We start from the raw sequence: 20,920 nt of genomic DNA on the forward strand, positions 1-20,920 counted from the left end.
ATGGCACGGTTTAAATATACAGGCCGTGATAAGAAAGGAAAGAAATCCGGCACACTCAATGCCGCTTCGAAGCGGGAAGCGATGGAGAAGCTGCGAGGAGACGGGATTAGGGTAGTAGAAATCAAGGAAATCCCGGAAACACTGATGACCAAGGACCTTGATATCGGAAACCCGGTCAAGCTTCAGGACATTGTCATCTATTTGCGCCAGTTTGCCACCTTGATAAAGGCTGGGGTAACGATTGTCGATGCGACAAATATCCTGGCCATGCAGACTGACAGTAAGAAACTCGCGGCAGCTTTGAGAGATATTGAAAGCGAACTGCGCCAGGGTCATCCCTATTCCAATGCCGCCGAAAAACATAAGAAGATTTTTGAGCCAATGTTCATCAATATGGTTCGCGCGGGAGAGGCCGGCGGAAATATGGAGGAAACATTGGAGCGGCTCGCGGAGCATTTTGAGAAACAGCATAATACGAGGCAGAAGATTAAATCGGCGCTTGCGTATCCGATGGTTGTTGGGATTATTGCGGTAGCGGTTGTCATTTTTTTGCTCGTTTCCGTTGTCCCGACATTCGTGAGCATGTTTGCCGATTTTGGAGCTGATTTACCAGCGATTACTCAATTTGTTTTGAATGCCAGTGAGTTTACTCAAGCCTATTGGTGGCTGCTCATTTTATTGGCGGTTGGATTTGGAGTGGGCCTGAAGGTTTTAAATGATAACAAAAAAACCAGGTATTACATGGACCTGATTAAGCTTCGCATTCCGATTTTTGGGAAAATGCTGCAAAAAGCCGCGCTGGCCAGAATGACCCGGACACTCAGTTCGTTGTTTTCTTCCGGTGTACCGATTCTGCAGGCACTAGGGATTGTCGAAAGTGTAGTAGAAAATGATGTCATTTCACGAGTGATCCGTGCTTCCAGGGATGACCTTGCCCGCGGCCGCTCTTTGACCGGCCCGATGAAAGAACATTGGGCCTTTCCCCCCTTGACAACGCAAATGATTTCGATTGGTGAAGAAACCGGGTCTTTAGACGCAATGCTATCAAAAATTGCCGAATTCTATGAAAAAGAGGTCGACAATAGCACGGAGAGAATCAAGTCATTAATAGAGCCTTTAATGATAGTTTTCCTAGCCGGAATCGTTGGCGTCATTGTTTTGGCGATCATGGTTCCGATGTTCGATATGTTTAATCATATTGAGTAAAAAATTGTAGGATTTTGTAAAATTTATCTTTTTTACCTACTATTCTCATAGTATAATAGAACCAGAAGTTCAATATATTGAACAACTAAAAAATATCTTTTAAAGGGAGAGAAAGACATGTTTCAAAGCATTAAAAAACGTCTTAAAGATCAGCGTGGTTTGACACTGATTGAGCTTTTGGCTGTTATTGTTATTTTGGGGATTATTGCAGCGATTGCAGTGCCTTCTATTTTAGGGCTAATAGACAATTCTAAAAAAGATGCACATGTTGCTAATGCTCAGCAAATGTTAAATTCCGCAAAAATGGCTATTGCTTCGGACTCAAACTATCAAGACACTGCAGGGGCTTCAAAGTACTTAACGCTAAATGAACTAGTAAAAAAGAATTACCTAGATAAAGTTGACAGCCCTGATGCCAATAAGCCTTATTTAGATGGGGGCAATACATCAATTTCAGCTGATAGTGCTAATGTTTCTTATGTTGAAATAATTGATGGAAAAATTGTAGAAATTAAATTGATTACAGCTTCAAGAGGAATTAATGCTACTGGAACAACTGCAGACCCGGTATCACCTCAAGATTTAGTCAGGGAAAAAGTAACGCCATAAGTTTGACTACTACGGTACAGGAGTTCAGATACCTAAATGTACATTTTATATTGTATATTATTTATTTATGGGTTAATTCTCGGCTCCTTCTACAACGTAGTAGGCCTCCGAGTCCCAGCAGGAAAATCAATTGTTTTCCCTGGCTCGCACTGCCCAACCTGCGGGCACAACCTGAGAGCCTGGGAACTGATACCGGTTTTATCGTATTTTATTCAAAAGGGGAAATGCCGCGGCTGTGAGTCGCGGATTTCTCCGCTTTATGCAAGTGTTGAGTTTTTGACGGGTGTTCTGTTTGCCACGGCGCCGCTGGTGGTTGGCTGGAATGGCGAACTGATTGTTGCGCTGACACTGATTTCTCTATTTATTATAATTCTAGTATCCGATCTCGCCTATATGATTATCCCTGATAAAGTGCTGTTGTTTTTTGCAGGGATTTTTTTATTGGAACGAATTTTTCTCCCGTTAACGCCCTGGTATGATTCGCTCATTGGAGCAGCCATCGGCTTTGGTCTGCTGCTGCTAATTGCTCTTGTCAGCAAAGGCGGTATGGGCGGCGGGGATATCAAATTGTTTGCTGTAATCGGCTTTGTGGTCGGCACGAAAACGGTGCTGCTGTCCTTCTTCCTGGCAACTTTGCTGGGCGCTGTTGTCGGGCTAGCCGGCATGGCACTTGGTATGGTGAAAAGAGGCAAGCCAATTCCGTTTGGGCCGTTTATCGCGGCAGGAACTCTAGTTGCCTATTATTTTGGAAACTCTATCATTACGTTTTATCTAAATTTCTTCAGTTTATGAAGGGGGTACACCAATGGCATCAGCCCTCTTAAAATTCAAGCCCAGGCCGGTTGAGATTATCATCAATGATCATTCCATCCGCTATATCGAATTGAAAAACTCGGAAGATAAGCGGCCCCTGAAATGGGGGGAACGCTATCTGCCGCCTGGGATTGTAAGTGAAGGGAAAATTCTTGATACAAATATGCTTTCTATCATTCTCGAAGAATGCATAGATGTTTGGAAAATAAAGCGACGCAGAGTCCGCTATCTTGTGCCCGATCCGTTTATTACGGTCCGTAAGGTGCCGATTCCTGCCGACGTCCATATAGATGAAATTGAAGGCTATCTTTATTTGGAAATTGGCGAAAGCGTCCATCTGCCTTTTGAAGATCCAGTTTTCGATTATGTTGTCCTGCCGCAAGAAGGGGAAAAACACGAAATCCTGCTATTCGCCGCTCATCGGGAGCATGTCATGACCTATGCGGATCTTTTCTCGAGCGTGAAGCTGAAACCTGATGCAGCCGATGTGTCCTCGCTTGCGCTTTACCGCCTGTATCACCATCTGACAGAGAATACAGATGAAAGCCTGCTCATCATCCAGTTCGATTTGGACCTTGTCAATATGAGCATTTTTGAAAACAAGATGCCATTGTTCACACGCCACCACCAGCTTCCTTTTGACCATAAGCAATGGGATACGCATGTGGCGCGTACAGGCTTTCAGCAGCTGACTTATAAAGGCGATATCGAAGAGCTGGCCGGACAGTTTGATGAGGTGACGAAAGAAATCAATATGATGATTGATTTTTACCAGTTTTCCCTGAACCAAGGGAAAAATGAACTGTCGAAAATCCTCCTGACCGGGGACCATCCTATGCTGAACAGCATTTTGAAAGAATTGGAAAAGCGTTTCGAAATACCTGTTGAATTGCTTGATTCCAGCTCCCTGAACACAGAAAAAAACAGACCATTGCCAGCCTCGCATCATCTAGCTTTGGGACTTGCGTTAAAAGAGGTGTAAGCTATGCTCGTTGATATTAACCTGCTGCCAAAAAAAGAACAGAAAAACATAAAAATCATCATCATTCTTCTGGCTGCCCTCCTGTTGGTTTCGCTGGCAGGATTTTTTCTACTTTGGCAGGGAAAAAGTTATAACCAGCAAATAGCTTCTCTTGATGAGCAAATCACCACAACTCAGCAGCTGGCGGAGATTGAGCAGGAAAAGGTGCTGGCTGTGCAGACTTCAAACTCTGTCGCTGTCCTGGAATCGGCCGTCAATTGGGCCAGTGAGGACCCGCTCAAAACGGTTCCTGTAATTAAACATGTGACAAGTCTTTTGCCGAAGCGCGGCTTCATCCAAAATATCTCATATAGTGAAAGTGGGACTGTGAGCCTGACAGTTCAATTTGATACTAGCCGTGATGCCGCCTACTATTTGAAAACGCTCTTGAACTCCGAGTGGTTCTCCGAGGTGACACTGGGCTCCGTTGCATCTGCCGAACTCGAAAGTGCCTCTGGTGGAGCAGAAGGTGAAGCAGGGACAGAAGAAAACTCTGAAACCCCAGCTGAAGAAATAGATGCACAAGCTGAGGATGAAAATAGTGAAGAACCAAACACAGAAGGACAGACTGAAAGCGAAGCAGTCGAAAAGGATGCAGAAGAAACTCCTAAGGCAGTAAAAGAAAAAAACAAGGAATTGCTGCCCCGCTATATCGGCACATATCAGCTGCAGCTGCACCGCGAGTATATCAATGGCCAGCAAAAGGAAAAAAGTTCTATAGCCTCTTCTGAAGGAGGAAATCCATCATGAACCTGAGACTGGAAAAAAAGGAACTGATGATTCTTTTGTCCGCTGTTATTTTAGTAGGATTAGTGTATCTTGCTGGCTACTATCTATATTTAAGCCCGAAAAAGGCCGAGCTGGGCAATAAAGAGGTTCAGCTGAAAACCGAAGAGGACTTGCTCGCTGCGATCCAGACAAAAGTGGCGGGAGTCAGCGCCCCGTCTGCTGAAAGTGTGGCAGAATTGCAGAAAAAAGTCCCGGTCAAGCAGCAGCTTGAACAGTTGATCCTCGACCTGAATAAAGCCGAAGTTGTATCTGACAGCTTTATCACGAGCATGGGTTTTTCTGAGGGAGATGTTACACCGCGTACGGATGAAAATGCCGAGGTGCCTGCAGAAGGCGGGGAGCCGGCGGCCGAGGGAGAAGCAGCAACCGAAAATGCTGCGGGAACTGAAGGAACTGAAGGAACAGAAGAAACAGAAGGAGCGGATACAGGGGGAGACGCAGAACAGCCACAGCCTGTTCCTCTTCCGGAGGGCATTAAAAAGCTTAATGTGTCCATTGCTGTTAAATCACCCGGCTATAAAGAGCTGATGAAATTTCTCGAAGCGCTTGAGAGCCTGAACCGCAGGGTTGTCATTGAAAGTGTCGCCTTTTCCGGCGGTGCCGAGCTGACCAGCCTGGATACGGAGAAGGAAGAAATGTCCTACTCCTTGACGCTTGCCGCCTTTTATATGCCTGAGCTGGAAGACCTTCAGGACGAGCTGCCTGAGCTTGAGGTGCCGGCTCCAGGGAATAAGGTTAACCCATTTGCGACCTCGGCTGATCTAATGGAAAAATCTGTGGCAGATTAAAGTATTAAGCACTTTGCATTGTCCAGCTCCAGGCGCCAGAGACTAGTGTACTTCGCCCGCCTCCCTACGATAAGTCAACATCGAGTCGCTATCGCTCTTCGTGTTTCCTTTATCTCAGTCGGCGTGCTCCAGTCCATACGTCGCTAAACGGGCGCCTTCCGCTTTTCTATTAAAAAATTTGACGAAATCCTTCCTGGACAAGACGACAAAAGTCTTGTTCTTTTTTTTTGCGCATATGATAGGATGGAACAAATTTATGCGCCGACTTAGGGGGGACTACATTTGGACAAGCAAAGAAGTATTACAATCAAAATCAACGGCAAGGATCGCCCGTACAAAAAGGACCAGGCCGACCAGGATAAAAACGCCAAAAACCATGCAGAGGATGTTTCCAAGCCTAAAATAACAAGCTGGAACGAACTGGCCGCTAGCAAGGAACCTGCTGAAGAGGTCTTTGAGTGGATCTTGCCCGAGCCTTCAGAAAAGGAAGAAGCAAGTCAATACCCAGTCTCCAAGGCGCCGAAAAAGCCTAAGCAAACAGGCGTCCGTCTGCCTGCCATCAATAAGGGCGGCAAATTCAATGGTGTGCTGCCGCGGGTTGTCATGACTATTCTCGTCGCTGTTGTTCTTGGAGTGGGCTTTGGCTTGATTGTTTTAAACACGGTAAGGTCAGGTCCTGTACAGGAAGCTTCTTCTGTTGTGAAGCAGCCGGCCCAGACAGCCAAGCCACCAGCAGGAGCAAGTACCGCAAGTGTGGAGTTGCCGGCCATTTCGGCGTTCGTTGTCCAGGGCGGCGTTTGGTCCACACCGGAGTCAGCTGAGGCATCGGTCAAGGATTTGGAAGGAAAAGGGTTTAATGCGATTAGTGTGCCGTCCAATGGCAAATACGCCGTCCTTTTGGCGGCAGCGGGATCGCTTGATGAAGCGAAAGCGATCGGCAGCGAACTGCAAAGCAGGGGAGCCGAAGTGTATTCCCGTGCGCATGAGATTCCACCAGGATCCATTGACAACCTTTCCAAGGAAGAAAGCGAAGTTTTGAAGCTCGCGCCTGAACTTTTTCAGACACTCGTAAGGAGTACAGGAGATGCCGATGCTATCAAAAAAGCGGAAGACCAGCTCAAACTTCTGCAAGCTGCACAAGAAAACAACATCAATAACAAGGACATCCTCGCGGTGAAAAAACACCTTGAGCAAGGAGCATCCGCCTTTCTAGCCTACCAAACTTCCAAATCGGAAAATGATAGAAACAAGCTTCAAAAAGAGAACCTCGCTTTTCTCGCATCCTGGCCGTCCCTTGGGAATTAACTCGAAAGTCGGAAATGAGTCTTCTTTCCTATCATGAATATTTTCTGGGAAATACAACAAAATAACAGGGTCTGTCGTAAGGTTCGACAGGCCTTGAAGTTTTTTGTCACACTGACCCTGCTAATGATTGTGGGATGGCAGGAACTCTGTTACGATAAATCTGTATCTCCCTAAAAAGTGAAATGTATGAAAGGTGATTCTATGCAGCAGCTTATTTTAGCCTCATCCTCTCCACGACGAAAAGAACTTCTTGAAAATCTCCACTTGCAGTTTGAAATTTCCAGCAGCAATGTAGACGAAAGCTTCAGCCCCGATTTGTCGCCTTCAGAGGCCGTCATGGAATTGGCAGCACGGAAAGCCAGATTTGTGGCCGAAAAGCACCAGGATGCTTTTGTGATCGGCTCCGACACGGTTGTCGTGCTGGACGGTGATATCCTCGGAAAGCCGGAAAGCAGCGAAGAAGCGTATGAAATGCTGAATAGGCTTTCCGGAAAGACGCATTCTGTCTACACAGGTGTAGCCATCATCGCTCCTGACAGCGAAAAGCTATTTTATGAAAAAACGGATGTGACATTCTGGGAGCTGTCCCATGAAGAAATCCAGACCTACATCCAAAGCGGAGAACCGTTTGACAAGGCGGGAGGCTACGGAATCCAGCGGTTTGGCAGCTTTCTCGTCCAAAAAATCTCAGGCGATTATTTTACAGTGGTCGGCCTTCCTGTTTCAAGGACGGTGCGGGAACTGAAGAATATTGGCTATGTTCTTCCGTATTGATCACGCATGTTTCTTCTATAGAAAGCTCCCTTTTGCACAGAAATAGGGAGGAAATGACTTGCCAAACAGTTCCATTATGATAAAAGATTATCCGCAAAACGAGCGGCCGCGGGAACGGTTCATCCAGAACGGTCCGCAAAGCCTGTCCAACCATGAATTGCTCGCCCTCATCCTTGGCACTGGCACAAGGGAGGAATCAGTGCTCCAGCTTGCCAACCGTCTGCTCGCCGAATTCGAGGGGCTCCGGCTTTTAAAGGATGCCACTCTTGAAGAGCTGACGGCGATCAAAGGGATTGGCAAGGCGAAAGCTATCCATCTGCTAGCAGCGGTAGAGATTGGCAGAAGGCTTGCCGGGCACACGCATGATGACCGCTATGTGATCCGCTCTCCCGAAGATGGAGCGAATTACCTGATGAATGACATGAGGTTCCTGTCACAGGAGCATTTTGTCTGCCTCTACCTCAACACTAAAAACCAGATCATCCATCGCCAGACCATCTTTATTGGCAGCCTCAATGCCAGCATCGTGCATCCGAGGGAGGTCTATAAGGAAGCAATCCGCCGCTCGGCCGCTTCCATTATATGCGCACATAACCATCCTTCCGGAGATGCTTCGCCAAGCCGGGAAGACATCGAAGTGACCAGGAGGCTCGTTGAATGCGGAAAAATGATAGGCATCGATTTGCTAGACCACCTGATCATCGGCGATAATAAATATGTAAGCTTGAAAGAAAAAGGCTATGTTTGATACTAGGATTTTGGTTGCTGTTAGGATATAATATATCTTACGGTTTTTGCGGGCTAGGCATCTGCAGGACCAATCAGCATAATAATAGACATCGCTGTGAACATAGATACCGTTTATAAAAGCATTTTTTGTTTAAGAAAGGGAGATACAACCATGCTAGGAATTGGGACAAGAGACCTGGGAATTGACTTGGGGACTGCAAACACGCTTATTTTTGTAAAAGGAAAAGGAATCGTTCTGAGGGAGCCTTCTGTTGTGGCTTTCCAGACCGACACCAAATCGATTGTCGCTGTCGGAAATGACGCCAAGAACATGATCGGCCGTACTCCGGGGAATGTTGTGGCGCTCCGTCCGATGAAGGACGGCGTAATTGCCGACTATGAAACAACCGAAACGATGATGAAGTATTATATTAAGCAAGCGACAAAGAACAAAGGCTTTTTCTCAGGCAAGCCGTATGTCATGGTATGCGTGCCATCCGGGATTACGGCGGTTGAAGAGCGTGCAGTCATCGATGCGACCCGCCAGGCCGGCGCCCGTGACGCTTTTACGATTGAAGAGCCGTTTGCAGCTGCGATTGGCGCCAACCTGCCAGTTTGGGAGCCAACCGGAAGCATGGTTGTCGACATTGGCGGCGGAACAACGGAAGTAGCGATCATTTCCCTTGGAGGAATTGTGACATCCCAGTCCATCCGCATTGCCGGTGACGATATGGATGATGCCATCATCAACTATATCCGTAAAAACTACAATCTTATGATCGGGGAGCGTACAGCGGAAGCGATCAAGATGGAAATCGGTGCCGCTGGAAATCCTGAAGGCATTGAGAATATGGAAATCCGCGGACGCGACTTGCTGACCGGACTGCCAAAAACAATCGAAATCACCGCAGAGGAGATTTCAGGTGCCTTACATGATACGGTGTATGCGATCGTCGACGCAGTCAAATTGACGCTTGAAAACACACCGCCTGAGCTGGCGGCTGATATTATGGACCGCGGCATTGTGCTTACAGGAGGCGGAGCTTTGCTGCGCAACCTTGACAAGGTGATTGCCGAAGAAACAAAAATGCCTGTCCTGATTGCCGAAGATCCGCTTGACTGCGTGGCCATAGGCACCGGAAAAGCCCTTGAGCATATCGACCTGTTCAAGACGAAGGCAAAAGAATCCCGTTAAATCCAAATGCACCAACCCTGGCTAAGGCAATTTCCGTAGAGTTGAAGGAAATTGCCTTATGGCTTGCGGGCCATCGGGGTTAAAGAAGGAACATCAAACTTTTCAATATAAGAGGTGTAAAATAATCATGCCACAGTTTTTCCTTAATAAACGCCTGATTATTTTGCTTGTCAGCATTATTATCCTCGTGGCATTGATTGGGTTCTCACTCAGGGACCGGGAAGAGTTGACCTGGCCCGAGCAGTTTGTGAAAGACACAACAGGCTTGGTTCAATCCATGGTTTCCCGGCCGGCCCATTATGTTGCCGGCTTTTTTGAAAGCCTCAAAGACTTGCAAAATACATACGAAGAAAACAAAGAGTTGAAGAAACATTTGGACGATATCGCCAGGACAGAGGCGAAGCTTTACTCGCTGGAAAGGGAAAATGCCGAACTGAAGGAAATTCTTGAAATTGAGGAATCTCTCGGCGATTACGAACCGATGCAGGCTACGATCATTTCCCGCAGCCCTGACCGGCTCTGGCACGAAATGATTATAATCAATAAGGGGAAATCGCACGGCGTCGAAAAGAACATGGCTGTGATGACTTCAAGGGGGCTCATCGGGAAAGTGAAAAGCACGACTCCATTCACTTCCACGGTACAGCTGCTAAGCGCCCTTGATCCTACCAACCGGATTTCCGCTGCGGTTCAAGGCAAAGAAAAACCGCTTTACGGAACAATCGAGGGCTATGACAAGGAAAATGAATGGCTTTTGCTTAAAGGCCTTCCGATTGATGCAAAAATCAAAGAAGGGGAAAATGTGATTACTTCGGGACTCGGAGGCGTCTTCCCTGCGGACGTGCCGATCGGCAAGGTCCATGAGGTTGTGCCGGATGAATTTGGCCTCAACCAGACGGCATATGTGAAGCCTGAAGCGGACCTTTACAATATCGAGCATGTCATGATCCTTACAAGAGGCATGACCATGCCTCCTGAATCTGAAAACAATGAAGAAGCTGAGGGGGAAAACTTGTGAAGCGTTATCTAGTCCCCCTTCTTTTGGCTTTCCTGTTCGTGTTCGAGGGCCTGTTTGCCCAGCTCTGGCCGGCCGATTGGTTCAATGGCGACTATATTTTCGTGCCACGTTTTTTGATTATCGCTCTTCTGTTCCTGTCTATTTATGGCAGCATGAAGCACGGCATAATGTATGGCTTCATTTTTGGGCTGATGTTTGATATGGTCTATACCGAAATCATCGGAATCTATTTGTTTATGTTCCCTCTGGCTGTCTACATCTTTTGGAATATCATGAGATTGGTCGACACCAATATTATTGTCGTCTCGGTCGTTTCCATCATCTGTGTAGCCTTGCTCGAATCGGGTGTCTATCTGATGAATCTGTTAATCCATATTGCCAATATGGATTTTTCAAGCTTTTCCAAAATACGGCTGATTCCAACTTTAATATTGAATTTCAGCTTTATCCTGCTTTTTGCCTATCCATTCAAGCGGCAATTTGAGAAATTTGCCGATTCGCTGCGGAATGACTGATACAGCCAGGGCGGAGGAGAATGGAAAAAAATCATTCCCCCCGCCATTAAAAAAAGGAATTTGCGTGGCATATGTCGAATTTCTTTTACAGTTGAGGTGAACATCCTGTATGAATAAAACACAAAATGTGACAATAAAAGGGACTAAAGACGGACTGACGCTCCATCTCGATGATACTTGCTCGTTCGATGAATTAAAAAAAGAACTCGACCGCAAGCTGTCCAACTCGAGCCGGGTGCAGGAAGAGGATAAGCTGCTTACCGTAAAGGTCACGGTGGGAAACCGCTATCTTGATGCGAAGCAGCAGGAAGAATTGAAAGATTTGATCCGGCGGAAGCGCAACCTGATTGTCGAGGATATTGAAACGAACGTCCTCACCAGGGAAGAAGTGCAGCAGCTGAAATCGGAAAATGAGGTTGTTTCCATGGCCCGCGTCATTCGCTCCGGACAGGTTATCGAAGTGGAGGGGGATTTGCTTCTGATCGGCGATGTCAACCCTGGGGGTACGGTCAAGGCAGGAGGCAATATTTTTATCATGGGCACCCTTAAGGGGATTGCCCACGCCGGCTGCAATGGCAATGCTGAAGCGGTCATCGCTGCATCGGTGATGAAGCCTTCTCAGCTGCGGATCAGCGAGTTTATCAGCCGGTCTCCCGATCAGAACGAGGATGACGGGCGGATCATGGAATGTGCCTATGTTTCCGGCGACAGCCAGATCATTGTTGATAGATTGCAAGTGTTGATGAATAAAAGACCTAATTTGGCAAGATTTGAAGGAGGCCGCTAGAGTGGGAGAAGCAATCGTTATAACATCAGGAAAAGGCGGGGTCGGCAAGACGACGACTTCAGCCAATATAGGGACCGCCTTGGCCCTGCAAGGCAAGAGAGTCTGCCTAATTGATACAGATATCGGGCTTCGGAACCTTGACGTGGTCATGGGTCTTGAAAACCGCATCATCTACGACCTTGTGGATGTCATCCAAGGGCGGTGCAAGATCCATCAGGCCCTTGTGAAAGACAAGCGCTTCGATGACAAGCTTTATCTTCTGCCTGCTGCGCAGACGACCGACAAGAACGCCGTTGAGCCGGAGCAGATGAAAAAGCTGGTAGATGAACTGAAGCAAGACTACGATTATATCATTATCGACTGCCCGGCAGGGATTGAGCAAGGCTATAAGAATGCCGTTGCCGGTGCAGATAAAGCCATCGTCGTTACCACGCCGGAAGTATCGGCAGTGCGCGACGCCGACCGGATCATCGGGCTGATTGAAAAAGAAGAACATGTGGAGTCGCCAAAGCTGGTCATCAACCGGATCCGCAGCCACATGATGAAGAACGGCGATATGCTCGATGTGGATGAAATCACGACCCATCTTTCCATTGACCTTATCGGCATCGTCGCCGATGACGATGAAGTCATCAGGGCTTCCAACCATGGCGAGCCGATTGTCATGAACCCGAACAGCAAAGCTTCCATTGCCTACCGGAACATCGCCCGCCGCATCCTCGGCGAATCCGTTCCCCTGCAGCAACTGGATACACAAGACAAAGGAATGTTCAGCAAAATCAAACGTTTCTTTGGCGTCCGTTAAACACACAGCCCTGGAGGGAATCCGGGGCTTTTTAATTTGCCCTGTCATACTTGTCCCGTCTCCCTCATACATTTGTACAAACTGTCCAAAAGGGAATGGTGGGGAACATGGGGACAAGAGCTGATGATATCCGGAAACGAATGGCCAAGCGTAAAAGGGAAAGGGAGCGTGATGACCGGACGCTGCCGAATGCGGAAGAGCTTTACGGGTACGAACGGCTGCCGTCTTATGATGCAGGACCGGGAGACAGCATTCATCCATTGTTTAAGAAGGAAATTTTCCTGTTTAAGATTCTGGCTTCTGCCTGTCTGGTCCTGATTGTCGCGATTGTGTTCCGCAGTGAAGGTGGACGCACAGAGCCCGTAAAGCAGTTTGTAACCAAGACGATGGAAACAGAGTTCCAGTTTGCGGCTGTCTCGGATTGGTATGAAAAACAGTTTGGAAAGCCGCTCGCGCTTTTGCCGGTCAAAACCCAGGAAACGCCGCAGGAGAACACCAATGATGGCACGCAGTATGCTTTGCCGGCGAGCGGGAGGATCCTCGAGGATTTTGGCGATAATGGCCAAAAAATCACGATTGAGACCGGAAAGGATGCTTCGGTGGAAGCGATGAACGAAGGCCTTGTCACCTTTGTCGGCACCAAGGATGGCTTTGGCAAGACGATCATCGTCCAGCACGGCGATAAAAGTGAAACCTGGTACGGCAATCTAAGCGATTTTGAAGTGAATGTGTACGAGTATATCGATGCTGGAGCCAAGGTTGGCAAAGCGACGGCTGTCCCTGACGGCGAGAAGGGAACCTTCTATTTTGCCATAAAAAAAGGCGATGATTTTGTAGATCCCATAGGAGTGATCAGGTTTGAATAAAGCCGTCAGCCTTCTGAAGAAGGTCCATATTCATCCTTTGCTGTGGGCTATGGCTGGGATCGCGGTAGCGACCGCCCACTTTGTCGAACTGTCTCTCCTGCTGCTGATCATTTTTATCCATGAAATGGGGCATGCAGGAGCGGCTTCTTTTTTTTCGTGGAGAATCAGGAAGATTTCGCTGCTGCCATTTGGCGGAGTGGCAGAAATGGATGAACACGGGAATCGTTCCCTCTTTGAAGAAAGCATTGTGGTCGCGGCCGGCCCGCTGCAGCATATTTGGATGGCTGGCCTGGCTTTCGTCCTGTACCAGGCTGGGGTGCTGCCGGACTATTGGCATGTGCGATTTCATGAATTCAACATGATGGTGCTGTTGTTCAATCTTTTGCCAGTCTGGCCGCTGGATGGCGGAAAGCTGGTTTTTCTGCTGCTGAGCATCAGGAAACCATTTCCGGAGGCACATGTGAAGACGATTCAGGTTTCGTGGGGAGTGCTGGCATTTTTTGCCCTTGCCATCCTGGCGGCTGCTCCGTTCACCCTGAATGTGCTGGTCATCCTTGGCTTCCTTGCCTTCACGCTGCATTATGAATACAGACAGCGCCGCTACGTGTTCCTCCGCTTTTTAATGGAAAGATATTACGGAAACAATGGGGAATTCAGGCTTCTGAAAAACATCAATGTTTCAGAGGAGGAAGAAGTCGTTTCCGTGCTGGAGAAATTCCAGCGCGGCTGCAAGCATCAGGTGATTGTTAAAAGGAAGAACGGAACGGAAGCGGCCCTCGATGAAAACGAACTCCTTCATGCGTACTTTGCCGAAAAGCATCTGCAGGCGAAAATCGGCGACCTTGTTTATACCTACTGATTTGCAATTTTTCCAGTTAAAATAGGATAATAGGAAAGCGGGGATGCAATGTCCCTGCTTATTTCTTTTATAAAGCGGGGAAGTTGGCCTTGAACAGATTGATCATTCAACATACAACACGGGAAAAACGGTTTTCGCTTCTAAAAAATGGGAAGCCTGAACGCCTATATATAGAACAGCCATCGCAGCAGTCGCTTGTCGGCAATGTGTATCTTGGCACGGTGGAGAAAGTGGTGCCGGGCATGAATGCTGCCTTTGTCCAGTTTGGCGAAGAGAAAAGCGGTTTCCTGTTTCGGGACAAGCTGCCTTCCTTCGTCCTCGACAGCAGGGCAAAAGAGGAAAAAGCCAACCGGAGCATAACCCATTATCTGCATCAGGGAGAAAAGCTGCTTGTCCAGGTGGAAAAAGATGCAGCTGGAACGAAAGGAGCTAAGCTGACCGCACTCATTGAACTCCCGGGCGATGACCTGATCTATCTGCCTTCGGGAAAATACACGGCAGTGTCCAAGAAAATCGCCGACCCTGACAGCAGGCAGAAGCTGCGCGAGCTGGGAACAGAGATTAAAAGGGAAGAAGAAGGCGTGATCATACGGACATCGGCCGCTTCCAGGAGTGAGGACAGTCTCCGCTCGCAGCTCGAAAGGCTGCGGACGCAGTATGGAGAGCTGGAGGCAAAGGCGAAGGGCATGAAAAAGCCGGGGCTTGTTTTGGCGCGGGATTTCTTCTATGAGGAGCTGGCGGCGGAACTGGAGAAGATGAAAAGCGGCGAGGTCATTCTTGATGACCAGGCACTGAAGAAAAGGCTGGAGGAGCTGTCCGAAGGGAAAGACCTTTCCCTTTTATACCATCAGCACTCCGAAAGCATCTTTTCGGCGTACGGCATTGAAAAGGAAATTGAGCGTGCGTTGAAGCGTGTTGTCTGGCTTGAAAATGGCGCCTATTTGATTTTTGATGAAGCAGAAGCCTTGACGATTGTCGACGTGAACACCGGAAAGTTCTCGGGGAAAACCGATTTGCGTGAAACGGTTCTGAAAACAAACAAGCTGGCTGCGGCCGAAATTGCCCGGCAGCTGAAACTTCGCGACCTTGGCGGCATGATACTTGTTGATTTCATTGATATGAAGCAGGAGGAAGACAGGGAGGCGGTGCTCGCGGCTTTTGAAAAGAGCCTTTACGGAGATGGGCGGCGGACCAGGATTGCCGGTTTCACTTCGCTGGGAATCCTGCAGCTGACGCGGAAGAAAACGAAGCTTTCGCTTGGTGAGGCCTTAACGGAAAGCTGCGGGGTCTGCACCGGGACAGGAAGAGTGTTGAGCACGGAAACCATTGCCTTCCGGCTCGAACGGGAGCTGTGGGAATATCGCCTCTCCGATTATGAAGCCGTGCTTGTTGCCGCCACAACAGATGTGGCGAAGGTGTTTGCCGGACCGGGCCAGGTTCATCAGGCAAGGATGGAGGAAGCCATTGGCCTGAAAATCTATTTCACGCAACTTGCGGCACCAAAGCCTGACTACAGCATCCGCCAGCTTGGCACAAAGGCCGACCTGTCTGCCAAAGCCGACCTTCGATTAGGCTGACATGCGTTAATGCGTGAAAGAGTGCCTGACCCCCGCCGCTTTAAAGCGGCGGGGGTCAGGCACCGTTTAGTGTGGTGAAGCAAAAATTTGTGGGTTATGGCGTTGACAGAAACGGGTCTGCGTGGTAGTATTTTTATGTTATGTTTGTAGCGCACCCGTGCTACAACCGCTCAGAACAGGTTGTAAGTTTTGCCTCGGCAAACGCCTGTGGATGGCGAGTCTGAGTCTAAGAGGAGGTGCATTTGGATGTACGCAATTATTGAAACAGGCGGCAAGCAAATTCGTGTAGAGCAAGGACAAGCAATCTATATCGAAAAGCTTAACGCTGAAGCAGGCGAAACAGTTACTTTTGACAAGGTTCTTTTCGTAGGTGGCGATAACGTGAAGGTAGGAAGCCCGGTTGTTGAAGGCGCTACTGTTACCGCTAAGGTAGAAAAGCAAGGCCGTCAAAAGAAAATCATCGTTTTCAAGTACAAGGCGAAGAAAAACCAGCGTAAAAAGCAAGGTCATCGTCAGCCTTACACAAAAGTTGTCATTGAAGCAATCAATGCCTAAGGCGGCTTAAGATGATAGACGCTGTGATTTATCGTACAAAATCCGGTGCCATTCATTCGTTTGCCATCAGCGGCCATGCATTTTTCGCCGAACGGGGCCAGGATATTGTCTGTGCAGGCGTATCCGCTGTCTCTGTCGGTGCCATCAATGCCGTGCATGCCTTAACCGGCATCACTCCCATAATCGATCATGATGAAGACGGCTTTCTCCGCTGTACTCTTCCGGAAGAGATTCAGGAAAGCACATATGAGAAAGTTCAGCTTCTTCTCGAGGGAATGGTTGTCTCATTGCAGACGATTGAGGAAAATTATCGAGAACACATAAAGATTACCTTCAAAAAGCAGGAGGTGGAATAAATGTTATTGAAATTGGATCTTCAATTATTCGCATCCAAAAAGGGAGTAGGTTCTACAAAGAACGGTCGTGACTCCATCGCGAAGCGTCTTGGCGCTAAGCGTGCGGACGGTCAATTCGTAACTGGCGGATCTATCCTTTACCGTCAGCGCGGAACAAAGATCTACCCAGGTGTGAACGTGGGTAAAGGTGGCGACGACACTCTTTTCGCTAAAGTTGACGGCGTTGTGAAATTTGAGCGCCTTGGCCGCGACAAGAAGCAAGTAAGTGTCTACCCAGCTGCACAGGAAGCTTAAGATACTTCAGAAAACCCTGACCAGACGGTTGGGGTTTTCTTTTTCCCTTTTTTATTTCCAAGCCTTGCATTTTGAACCTAATTTTGCTTACCTTTTGGAACTTTTTTGTTATACTAACAAAAAGGATGATGATTAGGAGCATTTTATGAAAAAAGAGTGGGACACGCTGTCCGTTCTGAGCCATGCCCGCCATGACTGGCTGAACAAACTTCAATTGATCAAAGGCAATCTGGCATTGGACAAAGTGGACAGGGTAAAGGAAATAATTGATGAAATTATTATCGAAGCAAGGAAGGAAACGAAGCTGACAAATCTTAACCTCCCTCAATTCGCCTCATCACTGTTAACCTGCAATTGGGAAAACCATTCATTTCAGATTGAATATGAGGTGACCGAATCCCCGAATGTTCATTTGCTTGATGATCAGCTGCTTGCGTCATGGACAGAAGGGCTGTTCGCCGCCCTGGATGACTCGATCGAGAAATTCCAGGAAAACTATTTGTCAGTGACAATTGAACCGGGAGAAGACGGGATCCGTTTCTTTTTTGATTTTAGCGGGATAATAACAGACAATACTTCCCTTATGAGCTTTTTGGAACGTGCTGCTGCTCCGTCCATGACTGTCCAGGTGGCGGCTGCAACAGAAGACGAGCTTTCAATTGAAGTTTTTACAATGCCAATCCAGGGGGAATAATGGAATAGGAATGGCATACTAAACAATTTAGGACAGGTGGTATTTAAACATATGTTTGTCGATCAGGTAAAAATATACGTAAAAGGCGGCGACGGCGGCAACGGAATGGTTGCTTTCCGCCGCGAGAAATATGTTCCGAACGGGGGTCCGGCAGGCGGTGACGGCGGCAAGGGAGCCAATGTTGTCTTCGAGGTGGAGGAAGGCCTGCGGACGCTGATGGATTTCCGCTACCAGCGCCACTTCAAGGCGCCGCGCGGAGAACACGGGATGTCGAAGAACCAGCACGGCAAGAATGCAAAGGACATGGTTGTAAAAGTTCCGCCCGGCACCGTGGTGACAGATGCCGCGTCAGGTGAAGTCATTGCCGACCTGACTGAGCACGGCCAGCAGGCGGTCATTGCCCGAGGCGGGCGCGGAGGCCGCGGAAACAGCCGTTTTGCCACTCCTGCCAACCCGGCTCCGGAGCTTTCGGAAAACGGGGAACCAGGCCAGGAGCGTGACGTTGTCCTTGAGTTGAAGCTGCTTGCCGATGTAGGCCTTGTCGGCTTTCCAAGTGTCGGGAAATCGACTTTGCTTTCCGTTGTATCAGCAGCGAGACCGAAAATTGCCGAGTACCATTTTACAACAATTGTGCCTAACCTTGGCATGGTGGAGACGGAAGATGGCCGCAGCTTTGTCATGGCTGATTTGCCGGGGCTGATTGAAGGCGCCCATTCCGGCGTTGGCCTTGGACACCAGTTCCTAAGGCATATAGAACGAACAAGAGTCATCGTCCACGTCATCGACATGGCGGCTGTCGAGGGGCGCGATCCTTTCGAAGATTACCTCATCATTAACAAGGAGCTTGGGGAGTACAATCTCAGGCTGTCCGAGCGGCCGCAAATCATCGTGGCCAACAAGATGGACATGCCTGATGCGGAAGAAAACCTGAAGGCTTTCAAAGAAAGGCTGACAGAAGACCATCCTGTATTCCCGATTTCCGCGTTTACAAGGGAAGGGCTTCGCGACCTGCTGTTTGCGATTGCCGACCTTATCGAGAAGACGCCTGAATTCCCTCTGTATGAGGAAGTGGAAGAAGAGTTGGGTGTCAACCGCGTGGTGTACAAGCATGAAGAAGACCAGGATAAGTTCACCATTACAAGAGATCCGGATGGCACTTTTGTCATTTCCGGCGAAACGATTGAGAAGCTGTTCAAGATGACGAATTTTGCCAGCGAAGAGTCAACACGCAAGTTTGCGCGGCAAATGCGCGGCATGGGCATTGATGACGCACTGAGGGAAAGAGGAGCGAAGGATGGGGATACAGTAAGAATCCTCAAATATGAATTCGAGTTTGTGGAATAACCACGGGGTGGGGAAATGAAGAACCATTTTGATAAGAAATTTTATCTTGTCAGGGAAGATGTGCTTCCGGAGGCAATGAAGAAAACGCTCGATGCGAAAGAGATGATCGACCGCGGGAAAGCTGAATCTGTATGGGATGCGGTTCAGCGCGTCGATTTAAGCCGAAGTGCGTTTTACAAATACCGCGACACCGTTTTTCCGTTTCACACAGTGGTGAAAGAGCGGATCATCACGCTGTTTTTCCATCTGGAAGACCGCTCAGGCACTTTATCGCAGCTGCTCGGAATCGTCGCTACATCCGGCTGCAATGTTCTGACCATCCACCAGACCATTCCGCTTCAGGGCAGGGCCAATGTGACGCTCAGCCTGAATATTTCCGAGATGAAGGTGGAGATGGATGAACTGCTCGCCAAGCTTCGGCGCCTGGAATTCGTCGATAAAGTCGAAGTCCTGGGCTCCGGAGCCTGAAATACAGAGAAAAGTGCGGATGGCCGGCCATTTAGAGGGCAGGCTCCGCACTGTTTTACATATTAGGGAGTGAAATATGGTGAAAATAGGATATTTGGGGCCAGTGGCCACGTTTACAGATTTAGCGGTACGCCATCTTTTTAAGGGAGTAGAATCGGTACCTTATGTGACCATTCCTGAATGTATTGATTCTGCCGCTGATGGCTATGTTGATTTGGCTCTTGTGCCAATTGAAAATGCGCTTGAAGGTTCGGTCAATATTACTCTGGATTATTTGATCCATGAAGTGCCGCTTTTTATTGTCGGAGAAGCAACCGCGCCGATTCAGCAGCATCTGATGGTGCATCCCGAGAATTTGGAAAATTGGCAGAATACAGAACTGATATTGAGCCACTCCCACGCTCTGGCGCAATGCCACAAGTTCCTGCATCGCGAACTGAAGGGAGTCCGAAGTGAAAGGATGACGTCCACAGCGGCGGCGGCCCAATACGTGAGGGAGCATCCGGAACAGAACATCGCGGCGATTGCGAATGGATTGGCTGCATTGGAATATGAACTGACTATTGTCAGGGAGAACATACACGATTATGACCACAATCATACGCGGTTTATTGTCGTGTCCCGTAACGAAAAAGCTCCGCTGGAGACTGAACTGAAGGAAAATGGCTTTAAGACCACGCTCGTCGTTACACTTCCTTCCGACCGTACAGGTGCCCTGCACCAGGTGCTGTCCGCGTTTTCCTGGCGCAACCTGAACTTGTCAAAGATCGAGTCGCGTCCAACCAAAACCGGGCTTGGAAACTACTTTTTCATCATTGATATTGAAATGGCCATGGATGAAGTCCTGATTCCGGGGGCGATTGCCGAACTCGAAGCACTCGGCTGTTCGGTGAAGGTGCTTGGAAGCTACCCGTCCTATAAACTGTAAAGTAAAACCCGCACTCCAGATGTTTTGAGTGCGGGTTTCTTGTGCTTTTATTGCTCAATCAAAAACCGCGCCGCCATCATGGCCTCTTCCGCTTCGTCAAGCGCTTTTTCCGATGGGGCGGAAATGGTGTGGAGATGGATGCCTTCTGTCAGTTCGGAAAGGTAGCCGGCGTTGGTTGTTTTGATTTTTTCCATGAATTGCTTGACCTCCCGGCGGTTGGATACCATGATGGAAGCCGTCAAATCGCCGTAGACAGGGTGTTCGATGCGGACATCCCTGACGGTGACTCCATGGTCGACAAGGAGGTTGAGCTCCTCTTCGGTATCTCCGGGCCCGTGGCTGCAGGCGATGATCCGTTCGGCCAGAGCGGCAGGTGCCGTGGTGGGCATGTACAGGTATCCCTGGCTTGTTGCAAGGATAGGTTCATTCCTGGCCTTCAGCAAGGTAATATCCCCGACAATCACCTGGCGGCTGACATTTGCTTTTGCCGCCAGCTCGCTTCCTGTCAGCGGCTCTCTGCTTTCCTTCAGCAAATCGAGCAGCATCGTCCGCCGTTCTTCCCCTAATAACTTTTTCTGCATGGCTGCCTCCTTTCAAAGGCTTAATCTATTAAGAGATTTTATCA

25 protein-coding genes and 1 other annotated feature are annotated in these 20,920 nt (G+C 48.5%); of the genes, 24 read left to right on the forward strand and 1 reads right to left on the reverse strand.

Annotation, left to right across the window (positions count from 1 at the left end; genetic code table 11):
- From WQ57_RS24215 to pheA, 24 genes are all read left to right on the forward strand, one after another.
- The gene (locus WQ57_RS24215; RefSeq protein WP_046526203.1) at positions 1 to 1,206 is read left to right on the forward strand and encodes a type II secretion system F family protein; all 1,206 of its coding nucleotides are present in this window, start codon (positions 1 to 3) and stop codon (positions 1,204 to 1,206) included.
- Positions 1,207 to 1,323: 117 nt separating this feature from the next.
- Complete coding sequence (locus WQ57_RS26015; protein ID WP_046526204.1) at positions 1,324 to 1,815, forward strand: type II secretion system protein; 492 nt, start codon at positions 1,324 to 1,326, stop codon at positions 1,813 to 1,815.
- Positions 1,816 to 1,851: 36 nt separating this feature from the next.
- Positions 1,852 to 2,607: a prepilin peptidase gene (locus tag WQ57_RS24225; protein WP_173427608.1), complete on the forward strand. Its 756-nt coding sequence runs from the start codon at positions 1,852 to 1,854 to the stop codon at positions 2,605 to 2,607.
- Between the two features lie 13 nt (positions 2,608 to 2,620).
- The gene (pilM, locus tag WQ57_RS24230; protein WP_046526205.1) at positions 2,621 to 3,610 is read left to right on the forward strand and encodes a type IV pilus biogenesis protein PilM; all 990 of its coding nucleotides are present in this window, start codon (positions 2,621 to 2,623) and stop codon (positions 3,608 to 3,610) included.
- Between the two features lie 3 nt (positions 3,611 to 3,613).
- Positions 3,614 to 4,399: a hypothetical protein gene (locus WQ57_RS25845; RefSeq protein ID WP_052948877.1), complete on the forward strand. Its 786-nt coding sequence runs from the start codon at positions 3,614 to 3,616 to the stop codon at positions 4,397 to 4,399.
- On the forward strand, positions 4,396 to 5,226 hold the full coding sequence (locus WQ57_RS24240; protein WP_046526206.1) for a hypothetical protein: 831 nt from the start codon (positions 4,396 to 4,398) through the stop codon (positions 5,224 to 5,226). Before WQ57_RS25845 ends, WQ57_RS24240 begins: the two co-directional genes overlap by 4 nt.
- 282 nt (positions 5,227 to 5,508) lie before the next feature.
- The gene (locus WQ57_RS24245) at positions 5,509 to 6,531 is read left to right on the forward strand and encodes an SPOR domain-containing protein (protein WP_046526207.1); all 1,023 of its coding nucleotides are present in this window, start codon (positions 5,509 to 5,511) and stop codon (positions 6,529 to 6,531) included.
- Positions 6,532 to 6,732: 201 nt separating this feature from the next.
- The gene (locus tag WQ57_RS24250; protein ID WP_046526208.1) at positions 6,733 to 7,305 is read left to right on the forward strand and encodes a Maf family protein; all 573 of its coding nucleotides are present in this window, start codon (positions 6,733 to 6,735) and stop codon (positions 7,303 to 7,305) included.
- A 76-nt stretch (positions 7,306 to 7,381) separates the two neighbouring features.
- Entirely contained in the window at positions 7,382 to 8,053 is a 672-nt protein-coding gene (gene radC / locus WQ57_RS24255; RefSeq protein ID WP_046526450.1) for a RadC family protein, read from the forward strand.
- A gap of 153 nt (positions 8,054 to 8,206) precedes the next feature.
- Positions 8,207 to 9,229: a rod shape-determining protein gene (locus WQ57_RS24260; protein ID WP_046526209.1), complete on the forward strand. Its 1,023-nt coding sequence runs from the start codon at positions 8,207 to 8,209 to the stop codon at positions 9,227 to 9,229.
- A gap of 127 nt (positions 9,230 to 9,356) precedes the next feature.
- Positions 9,357 to 10,247, forward strand: a complete 891-nt coding sequence (gene mreC, locus WQ57_RS24265; RefSeq protein ID WP_046526210.1) for a rod shape-determining protein MreC — start codon at positions 9,357 to 9,359, stop codon at positions 10,245 to 10,247.
- Complete coding sequence (mreD, locus tag WQ57_RS24270) at positions 10,244 to 10,762, forward strand: rod shape-determining protein MreD (RefSeq protein WP_046526211.1); 519 nt, start codon at positions 10,244 to 10,246, stop codon at positions 10,760 to 10,762. The genes mreC and mreD overlap by 4 nt, the downstream gene beginning before the upstream one ends.
- 109 nt (positions 10,763 to 10,871) lie before the next feature.
- Complete coding sequence (gene minC / locus WQ57_RS24275; protein WP_046526212.1) at positions 10,872 to 11,549, forward strand: septum site-determining protein MinC; 678 nt, start codon at positions 10,872 to 10,874, stop codon at positions 11,547 to 11,549.
- Position 11,550: 1 nt separating this feature from the next.
- The gene (minD, locus tag WQ57_RS24280) at positions 11,551 to 12,354 is read left to right on the forward strand and encodes a septum site-determining protein MinD (RefSeq protein ID WP_046526213.1); all 804 of its coding nucleotides are present in this window, start codon (positions 11,551 to 11,553) and stop codon (positions 12,352 to 12,354) included.
- Positions 12,355 to 12,461: 107 nt separating this feature from the next.
- Entirely contained in the window at positions 12,462 to 13,220 is a 759-nt protein-coding gene (locus WQ57_RS24285; protein WP_046526214.1) for a M23 family metallopeptidase, read from the forward strand.
- The gene (locus WQ57_RS24290; protein WP_046526215.1) at positions 13,213 to 14,079 is read left to right on the forward strand and encodes a site-2 protease family protein; all 867 of its coding nucleotides are present in this window, start codon (positions 13,213 to 13,215) and stop codon (positions 14,077 to 14,079) included. The genes WQ57_RS24285 and WQ57_RS24290 overlap by 8 nt, the downstream gene beginning before the upstream one ends.
- Before the next feature lie 89 nt (positions 14,080 to 14,168).
- Positions 14,169 to 15,656: an Rne/Rng family ribonuclease gene (locus tag WQ57_RS24295; RefSeq protein WP_046526216.1), complete on the forward strand. Its 1,488-nt coding sequence runs from the start codon at positions 14,169 to 14,171 to the stop codon at positions 15,654 to 15,656.
- Between the two features lie 154 nt (positions 15,657 to 15,810).
- Positions 15,811 to 15,888, forward strand: a sequence feature (ribosomal protein L21 leader region).
- A gap of 14 nt (positions 15,889 to 15,902) precedes the next feature.
- Positions 15,903 to 16,211, forward strand: a complete 309-nt coding sequence (rplU, locus tag WQ57_RS24300) for a 50S ribosomal protein L21 (protein ID WP_046526217.1) — start codon at positions 15,903 to 15,905, stop codon at positions 16,209 to 16,211.
- An 11-nt stretch (positions 16,212 to 16,222) separates the two neighbouring features.
- A complete protein-coding gene (locus WQ57_RS24305; RefSeq protein WP_046526218.1) occupies positions 16,223 to 16,567 on the forward strand; it encodes a ribosomal-processing cysteine protease Prp in 345 nt (114 codons plus the stop codon).
- Positions 16,568 to 16,861 (forward strand): 50S ribosomal protein L27, encoded by a 294-nt coding sequence (rpmA, locus tag WQ57_RS24310; RefSeq protein WP_046526219.1) that lies wholly within the window; start codon positions 16,568 to 16,570, stop codon positions 16,859 to 16,861. It abuts the gene before it with no gap.
- Positions 16,862 to 17,006: 145 nt separating this feature from the next.
- Complete coding sequence (locus WQ57_RS24315) at positions 17,007 to 17,555, forward strand: Spo0B C-terminal domain-containing protein (protein WP_046526220.1); 549 nt, start codon at positions 17,007 to 17,009, stop codon at positions 17,553 to 17,555.
- 51 nt (positions 17,556 to 17,606) lie between these two features.
- Positions 17,607 to 18,899 (forward strand): GTPase ObgE, encoded by a 1,293-nt coding sequence (obgE, locus tag WQ57_RS24320; RefSeq protein WP_046526221.1) that lies wholly within the window; start codon positions 17,607 to 17,609, stop codon positions 18,897 to 18,899.
- Positions 18,900 to 18,914: 15 nt separating this feature from the next.
- Positions 18,915 to 19,367, forward strand: coding sequence for an ACT domain-containing protein (locus WQ57_RS24325; protein ID WP_046526222.1), 453 nt, complete (start codon positions 18,915 to 18,917; stop codon positions 19,365 to 19,367).
- A 79-nt stretch (positions 19,368 to 19,446) separates the two neighbouring features.
- Positions 19,447 to 20,295: a prephenate dehydratase gene (gene pheA / locus WQ57_RS24330; RefSeq protein ID WP_046526451.1), complete on the forward strand. Its 849-nt coding sequence runs from the start codon at positions 19,447 to 19,449 to the stop codon at positions 20,293 to 20,295.
- Positions 20,296 to 20,342: 47 nt separating this feature from the next.
- Here the strand turns inward: pheA and WQ57_RS24335 are convergent, their stop codons facing one another.
- Positions 20,343 to 20,876, reverse strand: coding sequence for a transcription repressor NadR (locus WQ57_RS24335; protein WP_046526223.1), 534 nt, complete (start codon positions 20,874 to 20,876; stop codon positions 20,343 to 20,345).
- Between the last annotated feature and the right edge of the window lie 44 nt (positions 20,877 to 20,920).

Source organism: Mesobacillus campisalis (assembly GCF_000986785.1).
Taxonomy (GTDB): domain Bacteria; phylum Bacillota; class Bacilli; order Bacillales; family Cytobacillaceae; genus Mesobacillus_B; species Mesobacillus_B campisalis.